Raw genomic sequence first — 10,878 nt, 5'->3', positions numbered from 1 at the left:
CCCCCCCCCCCCCCCGCGCCGAGGCCGGCACACCAGTTTCTGAACTTCTCGCGGAAATCCTTGAGGCGATAGCATGACTCTCCTGCAAACCCTGAAAAACGCTGTGCGCAAACGTTCCATTCACGTCTGCTACGTGAACACCGGTTCCTGCAACGGCTGCGATATAGAAATCCTCGCCTGTCTCTCCCCCCGATACGATATTGAACAGTACGGCATCTATGTCCACAACAATCCCCGTGAGGCGGATGTCATCCTCGTCACCGGTGCAATGTCTGCGCAGTGGATCGACAAACTGCCCGATCTCTGGGACAAAGTGCCCGAACCGAAAGCCGTTGTCACCATCGGCAACTGCCCGATCTCCGGCTGTGCCTTCAACCGGCCCGGTTCCCTCATCGATCCGCCGGTTAGCAAATACATCCCGGTCGCCGCAGCCGTTCCCGGCTGCCCGCCGCGCCCGACGGAGATCATCAGCGCCATTTTAAGCGTTGCAGACATTCTGTTTGAAAACTATGAAACCAAAACGGAGGAAAAACCATGAAAAAAGTCGTCGATGTCTCTCTGCCGATAGGCCCTGTGCACCCCTGCTTCAAGGAACCCGCCCGCATCAAATGCGAGACCGCGGGTGAGCGGGTCATCGCAACCGAGGTGGAACTCGGCTATGTCAAAAAAGGCATTGAAAAGATCATGGTGGGCCGTCCCTGGCAGGAGACCATCTTCCTTGCAGAACGGGTCTGCGGCATCTGTTCCGTCGTCCACAACACGGCAATTGTCGGTGCACTTGAAAAGATCAGCGGCATTGCCGTCTCCCCCCGCGCCATGCATCTGCGCATCATCCTCAACGAACTTGACCGGATGCAGAGCCATCTGCTTGCCAACTACTCCTACTGCTACACCATCGAGCATGAGACGCTCGCCATGTATCTCCTCAACCTCCGAGAGACGGTAATGGATGCGATTGAGATCATGACCGGTACCCGCATCATGGCAGCCTACGTCGTGCCGGGTGGTGTCAGGGAGGACATCAGCGCAGAGACCGCCGGAAAGATCCTCGATGCAATCGTTCACGTCGAGGCCGAGCTGCCGAGGTTTGTGCAGATGTTTGCGACCGGGCCCCTGATCGCCCTCCGGTCGAAGGGCATCGGTGTCCTCTCGGTTGCCGATGCAAAAGAGAGCGGGGTTGTGGGACCGACCGCACGGGCAAGCGGTATCGCTCATGATGCCCGCGAACAGGAACCGCTGTATGCCGGACTCGGCTGGCACATGATTACGCGGAGTGAAGGTGACAACTTTGCCCGCATCATGCTCAGGTTTGATGAACTGTTCCAGTCGGCGGCTATCATCAAAAACGCACTCGCCCGGCTTCCCGACGGGCCGGTACGGCTCGGAGGCCGCGTTACTGCCGGCCGGACGAAACACACCATCGAAGCACCGCGGGGCGATCTTACCTACGACATCGAAGTGGATGAGAACGGCCAGGTGATCTCGGTCGCCATTCAGACGCCGTCGATCATGAACGTTGAGGTCGGGTCGCATGCGATGATGAAAAATCTCGCGTCCGCCGCAGACGTGACCTCGACCTTTATCAGTGCAGACCCCTGCATTGCCTGTGCGGAGCGGTGAAAATCATGAGCGTTGCATCCTACCTCAAAGAGTTCTGCCGGGCAGGCTGGATCAAAAAGTTCCTCGCGGTAAAGACCGCACCCCTCCAGGCACCCGCACATTTCCGCGACTTTCCGGAACTGACTGGCAACGAGTGCACCCATTGCCTTGAGTGCAGAATGATCTGTCCCGCTCCCGGTGCAATCGATGTTGTCCAGCGTGAGGACGGCAAATGGGAACCGCAGATTATCCGCGGACACTGTTTCCGGTGCGGTTACTGTGTCGAGATATGCCCCGAGGAGGTGCTCGCCTCCGGCGACATTCTTGCAAAACGGCATGAACAGAACCTTGCCTTCACCCGTGAGTATGAAGTGCTGGTGAACCCGAAGCTCTGCATGGGCTGCGGCAACTGCTGTACGGCATGTCCCGTCAACCGCGAGATCGATCCCGATATGGGAGCAGGCGGAACATCCGTCTCCACTGATGTTCTGATGCGGATTGAAAAAGGCAAAAACACCGTGCTGCACAACGACCTCTGCAAAGGCTGCAAGGTCTGTGAGGATACCTGCCCGAACGGTGCGATGCACGTTGCACGGCGCGTGGAAGCAATCCAGACGGAGGAACGCTGATGACCGATTACTTCCTGAAAAACGCCTGCGTGATCGATCCGGCGAATAAAATTTCCCGGGAGAGAATGGACATCGCCGTAGTAGACGGCCGCATTGCCGAGGAGCCGTCAAAGACTGCGGAGGTCATTGACTGCGCAGGAATGCTGGTGATGCCGGGCGCAATCGACTCGCACACCCATATCTGCGGAACGAAGGTGAACTTCGGCAGATACATGAGTCCTGAGGATATGCGGGCGGGCCGCGCGCCCCGCGGTCACGGTATGCGGGCTGTCTCCGGCTACAGCATCCCGACCACCTACGGCAACAGTTACCGCTATGCGCTGATGGGATACACGACACTGACCGAGGGGGCGATGGCCCCGCTCGAAGCACGCCACACGCACGAGGAGTTCCGTCACACACCGTTGCAGGATGGTCTCATCCTGACACTGTTCGACGGTGACTGGGGTGTCATGCGTGCGGTTGCGGCAGGCGACATCAAACGGGCTGCTGCTCTTATTGCATGGCGGCTGGATGCGGTCAAAGGCTACGGTGTGAAACTCACGAACCCGCTGGGTGCGGAGATGTGGAGCTGGGGCAAGAATGTGGACTGTATCCGAAAACCGATCCCCTTCTTTGACCTAAGCCCTGCCGAGTACATCAAAGGTGTCATCGAGGCAAACGAGATGCTCGGATTGCCGCATTCGGTGCATCTGCACTGCAACAATCTCGGCAAACCCGGCAACTACACCTGTACGCTTGGCACAATGGGACTGGTTCCTGATCTGAACGAGAAACGGCAGACAGCTTATCTCACGCATGTGCAGTTCCACTCCTACGGCGGGTCCGGCTGGGGCGACTTCTGTTCTAAGGCCGAGCCCGTGGCCGCAATGGTGAACCTGCGTCCGCAGATCACCATCGATATGGGGCAGGTGATGTTTGGCAGAACCACGACCATGACCGCCGACGGGCCGATGGAGTTCAATCTCTACCGTCTGCATCAGGACAAGTGGAGCAACCATGATGTCGAGCTGGAAACGGCATCCGGGGTGATTCCGGTGATGTACCGTCGCAAGAATCTGGTCAACAGCATCATGTGGGCAATCGGTCTTGAACTTGCACTGCTGGTGGAGAGTCCCTGGCAGTGTCTGCTTACGACGGACAACCCGAACGGCGCACCGTTTGTGAAATATCCGGAGATCATTGGTCTCTTAATGAGCCGCGAGTACCGCGAGAAGGAGTTTGCCACCGTGCATGCGGGAACGGCAAAGCGCGTGGTGCTTCCGGCGCTTGACCGCGAACTGACGTTTGACGAAATTGCGGTGATGACCCGTGCCGGTCAGGCGCGGGCGCTCGGTCTTCTTGAGCGCGGCAAAGGCCACCTCGGCATCGGTGCCGAGGCGGACATTGCTGTGTATCCGATTCTGCCGGACAACATTGATCCGGCAAAGCAGTATGCCGAGGTCATCCGCGGATTTGCACAGACGAAGTACACCTTCAAGGGCGGCGTCATGATCTCGCGTGACGATGAGATTGTGGCGGATAATCAGAACAGAATGTTCTGGTGCAGCCCGAAGGTTCCCAAAGCCTACAACATGGACAATGATCCGGAGTTAATCCGCACGTTTGAGCGGTTCTACTCGATCCGCAAAGAAAACTATCCGGTTGATGAGGAGTATTACCTTCCCCGCAGTATGAAAATTGAGACGGAGACGAAGTTATGAGACGAATTACCCTGATTGTGCGTGACTCGGTGGACCCCCATCTGCCGATTGAGGCTGAGGTGATTACGCCTGAAACGCTCTGCAAGACGGTGCGTGTCAACGTGTATGTCGGTAACCGGAAGATGCAGCTGTCCGATGTGTTCGATATCCGGGTGGACGGGGAGGCAGCAGGCCCCGGCGCAACGGAGATTGTGCTCATCGGTGATGCGTCCCGCGTAAAGCGGGTCGGCGAATACATGACCGACGGACGCATCATCGTGGACGGTGACATCGGGATGCACTGCGGCGACTTTATGACCGGCGGCACTATTGAGATCATGGGAAATGCCGGTGACTGGCTGGGCCGCGAGATGCTCGGCGGCAAAATTCTGTGCCACGGTAACGCGGGAAACTACTGCGGCTCCGGTTACCGCGGCGGCAGAAAAGGTGTGCGCGGCGGTGAAATTCTGGTTGAGGGAAGTGTCGGTGATTACTGCGGTGAATGCCTCTTCGGCGGTGTTGTCCGGGTGATGGGAAATGCCGGTCTGCACGCGGGTACCAACATGAAAGGAGGCAGGCTGATCATCGAAGGAAACGCAGTGCTGCCGTGCGGCGATATGTTCGGCGGTGAGTGCACAATTTTCGGTCATGTGGACGACTTCATGCCGACGTTTGCCGAGACGGGAAAGGTTGTGGAAAACGGCCGGGAACTCACGGTGTTCACGGGCGATCTTGCCCACCGGAATGGCAAAGGCACGCTTCGCGTCGGTTCTTATACACGGATATAACATTTTTTTGCGGGATGCATGACTGCTGTTGCCTGCGTGCCGCGGAGACTGGATTTTTTTGTTCCGGCGGCGTAGCACCTTTACTCCTGATCATCCCCCGATTTGCAATAACGAATCATTCGCAGGCCATAACCGAATTTAGGTACAATGCCCTCTCCGGCACATTCTCCTTATAGGATGCCCGCAATACTATTATGCCATGAAAAAGTATTGGTCCGGTGCGCTTCCGGAACCGGGTGTTCGAACGATTGCCGATATGGCAAATGTGTTTGCCCGGCCGCTGACCGCCGACCCGCAAACCCCGCTCTACTATATGTACCGCGATCTCTGGAAAACGCACGGGGATCATACCTGGCTGGAGCGACATCACCTCAGATATGATATAACCGTGATTCCGCCGGGTGTCTTCAACGGTGAGTACACCAAAACGAAAGGTCACTATCACCCGGAAAATCCTGCGGGAATGCCGTATCCGGAGGTGTACGAGGTCTTATCCGGTTTCGCCTATTATCTGCTTCAGCGCCGCGATCACACGGACGTGATTCTCCTTCCGGCGCATAAAGGAGATACCGTGCTGATTCCTCCGGGTTACGGTCATGTGACAATCAATCCCGGACGCGAGAAACTGGTGATGGCAAACCTTGTCTCAACAGACTTCGCCAGCGAGTACGGGGAGATCGATGCGATGCACGGCGCTGCCTACTACTATATGAAAAAGGAAGGATGGACGGCAAACCCGCACTACGGCAATCCTATCCCGATGCATGTGATGCTGCCGCTGCCGCTGCCGGAGATCGGCCTTGAAGAGGGACGGAGTCTTTATGATCTCGTGGGTTCCGGAGACACTCTGGATATCATGAACCGGCCTGAGGAGTATATGGATGTCCTGGGGAAGTACTCCGCGGCAAAGAAAAAAATGTAATGTATTGTTTTGACCGGTGCGGTTTTGTACCGGTTAATGGATTTTTTTGATATGCATTTTTTCTTCCCGGGATGGTGATTTTTCCCCGTTCTCTGCCGGGGCAGCGTCACGGAACTTCCGGACCGGTTTTATGGAAACCGCGTTCACATACACCACATCACCGTTAGTGATTTTGCGCGCAACCGTTCCGACAACCTCAACCGAAGCACCCACGCCGACCAGCGGCTCCGGCAGGGCAAACCGGCGAACCACGATCTGCCCGGTGGCATCCGAGAGCAGATAGGAGGGTTTCCCCATCAGAAGTCCTGTGACCTTCAGAATTTTCCCCTCAACAATGACCGGAGTCCCGATCATTGCGGGGGATATCTGGCGGGCGCGGGAAAACTTCGCACGCACCCGCATTGCAGGCAGTTGTTCAGCCAGCTGTTTTTCGGTCATGTAGTTCATTGCCAGCGGCACACAGATCAGGATAACGCACAGCGGTGCGCCAAGATAGACATAGGATGGATCCCGGGTGGATCCATACATCATTGCACAGACAGCCGCAAAAAATACCGTAACCGCAAACAGGAGCGGCGGGACACGAACAGTAATGCCACGTATTTTCATCTGAATTACAGATGGGCGGAGAGATCATATAAACAGTCCGAAGAACCCGAGAAGTGATATGGTTTGAACACCGAATAGTTCAATGATCACTCGTGTCCCGTCAGCCGGTAAAGATACCCCCGATGCTTACCGACACCATCGTCTGCGGTATTGCATCCATTGACAAAGCACTGTTTGCCCAGACCGGGTCATGCCCGTACTGCGGAGGAACTGCCGCGCCTTACGACACGAAGGAAAAGATCTATGCAACCCTCCATACCCCGGAGGGAGAAAAAAAGATCACCGTGTTTGTGCGGAGATATCACTGCCGCTCCTGCGGAAAACTGCTGTATGCGGATGAACCGTTTTATCCGGACACCCGAATCGGATCCGCGGTTGTGGACCTTGCAATTGCCCTCTCGCTTGTAAACACCTTCTCCCATACCGCAGAGATCATCAATGCCATGGGTATTGACATTGACCGGGGTTCGGTGAGAAAGTATGCGCTTTCCGACCTGCCGGTTCCGAAAATCAACTTCTTCTACGGGTTTCCCCTGCCGTTTTCACTTTTCTCCCTCATCGGCAGGCCCATGGGATTCAAGTCGGGTGCCGCAGCCGGGGCAGAAGTTCTCGCTGCCTCGGGTTTCCCATCCGCATACCGGGCACCGCCGGACGGTGCGGGGACGTCCCGTGCCCGCCAGAAACAGCGGAAAGAGCAGAAACAAAAAGAAAAACGGGAAGCCCAGAAACCAGCAGACAGCAGTAAGCAGGAGTGATCCTGCAAGTAGGGCAGCCGTCCATGCGAGTTTCATTGTGCACGGGATTCTGCGAGTTCCTTTACCGCGAATGCCGGCAGGGCGTCGGCCGGGATACCGACCGCCGCAGTAAGATCGGTTCCGCCGACGAGCGGGGCAAACACCGGGGAGCCAATGCCGCCGACAAGGATGCTGCCCGGGGCGGCATCTGCCGCCGCTTTTGCAACGGCATCGCAGACAATCGTTTTCTGTGCGTTCCAGAACGTTTCTGCAATGGCAACGGCACCTGCTTCGCCGATCTCTTCGAGATCAGCGCAGACGGTCCGCGCCAGACGCCGGAGGCATGCCTCGCGGCTGACCTCTTTTCCGTCCGGTGTTGCTGAGGTGTACTCGGCGTCCGTGATGTGACCGAGCACATAATGGGCATCGCCGCTGCAGGCAAAGTACTCGGTGGAGAACGGTGTTGCAACACCACCGATAACCGCAGAGTTCGCGAGTGTTGCAACCGGCGTCCGAAGCATGCCGGTGTAGACGAGATATCCGCGCTGGAGACGGAGTGTGTCGGTCAGTCCCCGCAGTTCCTCAAACTTTGCGAAGGGGACAATGTCTGCGGTGGTACTGCCGATGTCAAGCATCATTCCGTCGGGATAGGTCCGGCGCAGACAGTCAACGGATGCAAGCCAGTTTGCCGCGGCAAGTTCGGGGCAGGCTGATGTGTGGAACTCCCCGTCGGTTCCGTAGAAGAGGGCGTCGGGGAAGGTCTGCTGAACGGCGCGGACGATGTAGGCAATGCCCTCGGTTTTGTTGAAGAAACCGTCGGCAAGTTCGCCGCTCATAACGACCGCGGCGTCTGCTCCGCGATATTGTGTGAGAATTTCGGCAAGGTTTGACTCGCGCCAGAGCGGGCAGTAGTGGATGTGCACTCCGTCTTCATCCACCACTTTGAGGTTTGCTCCGCCGACGTCGATGCCGATCATGAATAGGTAACTCCGCCGGTTTCGTTGAACGTTGCGGTTTTGCCGTTATAGTGGACACATTCCGGAGGAAGGCCGACGGTTGCCTTGAGAAGGACGTCTGCGATCTCCTCTTCGATAACGCCCACAACACCGATGAGGCTCATCGTCGGACGGGGGTTGACGTCAACCACCCAGATCTTTTCGCCGACAATCATGTCAATGCCGACGTATCCCTGACATCCGAGCCGTTCGATGGTCTTTTTGGCCACATCAATGATCTCTTCTTCGCGCTCCGGATGTACCGGCGTCTCTCCTCCGTGATAGGTGAAGACACCGTCTTCCCCGATTACGGCATGCTGGCGGTTAATGGTCAGAAACACCGGGGGAAGTCCGCTGTAGAATCCGCAGGCCTCGCCAACCACGCGGCTGCCGATGATGCTGACGCTGTAATGTTCTCCTTCGAGATATTCAACGGCCATTTCTTCTTTGCCGGGAAGTTCGCCGTCCTTTGCGATGCGGACGCCGACGGAACCTGCGCCTTTGATCGGTTTGATGACGCGCTTTCCGGCATAATCTGCGGGGACTTCCTGCGGGACGCTGATGCCGATGCCGGAGAGGACTTTTGCGGTCAGGCGCTTGTTTGCGCAGACGGCAATACTGGTACTGTCGGAGCCGATATTGTGGGTTGCAAGTTCCAGTGTGTGGGTGAACTTTGAAAGCAGTTCATCCGGGGCAATGACGAGTCCGTAGTCACACTGCGGTGCAAGACGCGCAATCTCTGCGTCGAAATCACCGGAGTTTGGTACAAGTACGGTATGGCCCAGACGTTCAAAGCTTTCCTGCAGCACAGACACCATTGCTTTTCCTTCCGGGGCAAGGGACGGGTCGCGGCTTGCCGTATATTCAGCGATGAGGACCTTCATGTGTGTATTATTTGAGGAAGGCATATACATCAGGCTGCCGATAGGGGTACAAAAGAGGTTTGATACTCTCGGGCGGGTTCGAACCGCCGTCTCCGGCTCCAAAGGCCGGAATGATTGACCACTACACTACGAGAGTCGGATAAATTCTTTATATCATTCTGTTCTGTTGGCTTATATCGGTTGCCAATTTTGCGGTCGTTTTTTTATGTTGGAAGTGCTATGTAATAAGGTAGTTTGCGAGAGTAGCCAAGCCAGGCCAACGGCGCCAGACTTAAGATCTGGTCTATAAGTAGTTCATGGGTTCGAATCCCACCTCTCGCATCAGGTTTTTCTATGAAGCCAATTCGTTTGCGCGATTTTGTAATGACCGGCGACGGCTGTCTGTATGCCGTGTCCGGATATGAGAATGACGAGCGTGCGGAGTGTGTGCTCCGCTATGTACCGACCGAGGACGGCGACCGCACCGCGCCGTGGGGCACACGCTACAGGAAGTATGACTTTGCCGAGGCATTTGCCTGGGTGAAGGAACACAAGCCTGCGTATCTGGATCTCGTGCACCGTGTGCCGCTCGCGGATATTGTGCGCGTGCTAAAGCCCGAGGAGCAGGCTGCATCCATCGCCGCCCGGAATCCGCGCGCGGCACGGCTGTTCTCTCACTTTGATCTGCCGCCAATGACCTGGGGCTGTACGGGTTCGCTTCTTGCGGGCCTGGAAAACGGGGCATCCGATATTGATATGGTGGTGTACGGGAGTGCCTGGTTTACCGCGCGGCAGCAGCTGATGAAGGCGGTTGCCCAAGGGAAGATTCCTGCCATGAGTGAGGAGATGTGGCAGAAAGTGTACCGCAAGCGGGTTCCGGACATCTCGTTCGATGATTTTGTGCTGCACGAGGCGCGGAAGTTCAACCGCGGGGAGTTTGAGGGAACCTATTTTGATCTGCTCTACTCGCGTGGATACGATAATCTGCATGCGGTTCCGCCGATTACGCTTGGTGAAAAGACCGGGAAGATGACCATTGAAGCAACCGTTACGGATGCTTCGCTTGCCTTCGACAGTCCGGGCATTTACCGCGTGGATCATGAGGAGATCGATCTGGTGCTGTCGTTTACCCACACCTACTGCGGTCAGTGTTTCACGGGCGAGGTGCTGGAAGCCTGCGGGGTTGTGGAGGAGCACGGGGATCAGACCTGGCTGATTGTGGGGACGACACGCGAGGCACACGGCGAGTACATCATGTCCCGGACGCTGCTGGATCAATAGAGATCCTTGCCTCATTCTCTTTTTTGATAAGCTCCTGCACGAAAGTATCAACGTAGTATGAGATCTTTTCTTGAAGCAGCAGAGCACCGCCGTTCGGTGTACACCATTGCGCCGGAGAGTCCGGTGCCGGATGCGGAGATCATCAAAATGATCGAACGTCTGGTTCTTGCGGTGCCTTCAGCCTATAACTCCCAGAGCGCACGGGTTGTGCTGCTGTTCGGTGCTTCCCACACAAAACTCTGGAGTATTGTGAAGGAGACACTGCGGGCGCATGTCCCGCCGGAGAAGTTCGGGCCGACGGAGGCAAAGATCACCGGATTTGCAAACGGTTATGCAACGGTACTGTACTTTGACGATACCGCGGTTACGGAGTCATTTGAGGAACAGTTCCCCCGCTACCGCGAAAATTTCCGTCCCTGGGCTGAACAGGCAAACGGTATGCTCCAGTTTGCCGTATGGACGGCACTTGAGGATGCAGGTTTTGGCGCAAATCTGCAGCACTACAATCCGATCATCGACGATGAAGTGAAGCAGGTGTTTGCCATTCCGGAAAGCTGGCGGCTGATTGCCCAGATGCCGTTCGGGAAATCGACTGCGGATGCCCTGCCGGTGGAAAAAATTCCGGCAGGGGAGAGGATGCGGGTGGTGCAGGGGTAACTCCCTCTCTTTTCTCAAGAGGAGGTATGCGCTGCGGGTCATCGAAGGCGCTGCAGGGCAGATACTGGGCAGACGGCGTAGCCGCACTCAACTGACCGACCCTGCTGTTTTCTAACGTG

Annotated in this window: 12 protein-coding genes and 2 tRNA genes; 10 read left to right on the top strand and 4 right to left on the bottom strand. The window is 56.5% G+C overall.

All coding sequences use genetic code 11. The annotated features are described in order from the left end of the window. Window positions 1–73: 73 nt before the first annotated feature. The 6 genes from O0S09_RS09545 to O0S09_RS09520 all read left to right on the top strand — a co-directional run bounded on the left by O0S09_RS09545 (window position 74) and on the right by O0S09_RS09520 (window position 5,620). Entirely contained in the window at window positions 74–538 is a 465-nt protein-coding gene (locus O0S09_RS09545; protein ID WP_268923750.1) for an NADH-quinone oxidoreductase subunit B family protein, read from the top strand. Further along, a complete protein-coding gene (locus tag O0S09_RS09540; protein WP_268923749.1) occupies window positions 535–1,620 on the top strand; it encodes a hydrogenase large subunit in 1,086 nt (361 codons plus the stop codon). Before O0S09_RS09545 ends, O0S09_RS09540 begins: the two co-directional genes overlap by 4 nt. A 5-nt stretch (window positions 1,621–1,625) precedes the next feature. Next, on the top strand, window positions 1,626–2,228 hold the full coding sequence (locus O0S09_RS09535) for a 4Fe-4S dicluster domain-containing protein (protein ID WP_268923748.1): 603 nt from the start codon (window positions 1,626–1,628) through the stop codon (window positions 2,226–2,228). Continuing rightward, window positions 2,228–3,931: a formylmethanofuran dehydrogenase subunit A gene (locus O0S09_RS09530; protein ID WP_268923747.1), complete on the top strand. Its 1,704-nt coding sequence runs from the start codon at window positions 2,228–2,230 to the stop codon at window positions 3,929–3,931. Before O0S09_RS09535 ends, O0S09_RS09530 begins: the two co-directional genes overlap by 1 nt. Next, window positions 3,928–4,698, top strand: coding sequence for a formylmethanofuran dehydrogenase subunit C (locus O0S09_RS09525; protein ID WP_268923746.1), 771 nt, complete (start codon window positions 3,928–3,930; stop codon window positions 4,696–4,698). Before O0S09_RS09530 ends, O0S09_RS09525 begins: the two co-directional genes overlap by 4 nt. 199 nt (window positions 4,699–4,897) lie before the next feature. Beyond that, the gene (locus O0S09_RS09520; protein WP_268923745.1) at window positions 4,898–5,620 is read left to right on the top strand and encodes a glucose-6-phosphate isomerase family protein; all 723 of its coding nucleotides are present in this window, start codon (window positions 4,898–4,900) and stop codon (window positions 5,618–5,620) included. 33 nt (window positions 5,621–5,653) lie between these two features. Here O0S09_RS09520 and O0S09_RS09515 read toward each other — a convergent pair whose 3' ends face one another. Beyond that, window positions 5,654–6,229: a hypothetical protein gene (locus O0S09_RS09515; RefSeq protein WP_268923744.1), complete on the bottom strand. Its 576-nt coding sequence runs from the start codon at window positions 6,227–6,229 to the stop codon at window positions 5,654–5,656. Between the two features lie 122 nt (window positions 6,230–6,351). Between O0S09_RS09515 and O0S09_RS10070 the strand changes: the two genes are divergently transcribed. Beyond that, on the top strand, window positions 6,352–6,984 hold the full coding sequence (locus O0S09_RS10070) for a hypothetical protein (RefSeq protein WP_268923743.1): 633 nt from the start codon (window positions 6,352–6,354) through the stop codon (window positions 6,982–6,984). A 32-nt stretch (window positions 6,985–7,016) separates the two neighbouring features. On the opposite strand, the gene O0S09_RS09505 is transcribed toward O0S09_RS10070, so the two are convergent. The 3 genes from O0S09_RS09505 to O0S09_RS09495 all read right to left on the bottom strand — a co-directional run bounded on the left by O0S09_RS09505 (window position 7,017) and on the right by O0S09_RS09495 (window position 8,978). Then, complete coding sequence (locus tag O0S09_RS09505) at window positions 7,017–7,940, bottom strand: hydantoinase/oxoprolinase family protein (RefSeq protein ID WP_268923742.1); 924 nt, start codon at window positions 7,938–7,940, stop codon at window positions 7,017–7,019. Continuing rightward, window positions 7,937–8,842 (bottom strand): ATP-grasp domain-containing protein, encoded by a 906-nt coding sequence (locus O0S09_RS09500; protein ID WP_268923741.1) that lies wholly within the window; start codon window positions 8,840–8,842, stop codon window positions 7,937–7,939. The genes O0S09_RS09505 and O0S09_RS09500 overlap by 4 nt, the downstream gene beginning before the upstream one ends. 63 nt (window positions 8,843–8,905) lie before the next feature. Continuing rightward, window positions 8,906–8,978, bottom strand: a tRNA-Gln gene (locus tag O0S09_RS09495). A gap of 100 nt (window positions 8,979–9,078) precedes the next feature. On the opposite strand from O0S09_RS09495, the gene O0S09_RS09490 reads away from it, so the two are divergent. The 3 genes from O0S09_RS09490 to O0S09_RS09480 all read left to right on the top strand — a co-directional run bounded on the left by O0S09_RS09490 (window position 9,079) and on the right by O0S09_RS09480 (window position 10,759). Further along, window positions 9,079–9,163: transfer RNA gene (locus tag O0S09_RS09490), tRNA-Leu, on the top strand. A gap of 12 nt (window positions 9,164–9,175) precedes the next feature. After that, window positions 9,176–10,102, top strand: a complete 927-nt coding sequence (locus O0S09_RS09485; protein WP_268923740.1) for a DNA polymerase subunit beta — start codon at window positions 9,176–9,178, stop codon at window positions 10,100–10,102. Between the two features lie 57 nt (window positions 10,103–10,159). Beyond that, on the top strand, window positions 10,160–10,759 hold the full coding sequence (locus O0S09_RS09480; protein WP_268923739.1) for a nitroreductase family protein: 600 nt from the start codon (window positions 10,160–10,162) through the stop codon (window positions 10,757–10,759). Window positions 10,760–10,878 lie beyond the last annotated feature (119 nt).

This window comes from Methanocorpusculum vombati (genome assembly GCF_026891935.1).
Classification (GTDB): domain Archaea; phylum Halobacteriota; class Methanomicrobia; order Methanomicrobiales; family Methanocorpusculaceae; genus Methanocorpusculum; species Methanocorpusculum vombati.
This window is presented reverse-complemented; position numbering and strand designations above follow the sequence as displayed.

Coding starts and splice junctions, on each gene's coding strand:
- O0S09_RS09505 (WP_268923742.1), bottom strand. CDS start 7,940: ATGATCGGCATCGACGTCGGCGGAGCAAACCTCAAAGTGGTGGATGAA.
- O0S09_RS09500 (WP_268923741.1), bottom strand. CDS start 8,842: ATGAAGGTCCTCATCGCTGAATATACGGCAAGCCGCGACCCGTCCCTT.
- O0S09_RS09540 (WP_268923749.1), top strand. CDS start 535: ATGAAAAAAGTCGTCGATGTCTCTCTGCCGATAGGCCCTGTGCACCCC.
- O0S09_RS09530 (WP_268923747.1), top strand. CDS start 2,228: ATGACCGATTACTTCCTGAAAAACGCCTGCGTGATCGATCCGGCGAAT.
- O0S09_RS09545 (WP_268923750.1), top strand. CDS start 74: ATGACTCTCCTGCAAACCCTGAAAAACGCTGTGCGCAAACGTTCCATT.
- O0S09_RS09520 (WP_268923745.1), top strand. CDS start 4,898: ATGAAAAAGTATTGGTCCGGTGCGCTTCCGGAACCGGGTGTTCGAACG.
- O0S09_RS09480 (WP_268923739.1), top strand. CDS start 10,160: ATGAGATCTTTTCTTGAAGCAGCAGAGCACCGCCGTTCGGTGTACACC.
- O0S09_RS09485 (WP_268923740.1), top strand. CDS start 9,176: ATGAAGCCAATTCGTTTGCGCGATTTTGTAATGACCGGCGACGGCTGT.
- O0S09_RS09515 (WP_268923744.1), bottom strand. CDS start 6,229: ATGAAAATACGTGGCATTACTGTTCGTGTCCCGCCGCTCCTGTTTGCG.
- O0S09_RS10070 (WP_268923743.1), top strand. CDS start 6,352: ATGCTTACCGACACCATCGTCTGCGGTATTGCATCCATTGACAAAGCA.
- O0S09_RS09535 (WP_268923748.1), top strand. CDS start 1,626: ATGAGCGTTGCATCCTACCTCAAAGAGTTCTGCCGGGCAGGCTGGATC.
- O0S09_RS09525 (WP_268923746.1), top strand. CDS start 3,928: ATGAGACGAATTACCCTGATTGTGCGTGACTCGGTGGACCCCCATCTG.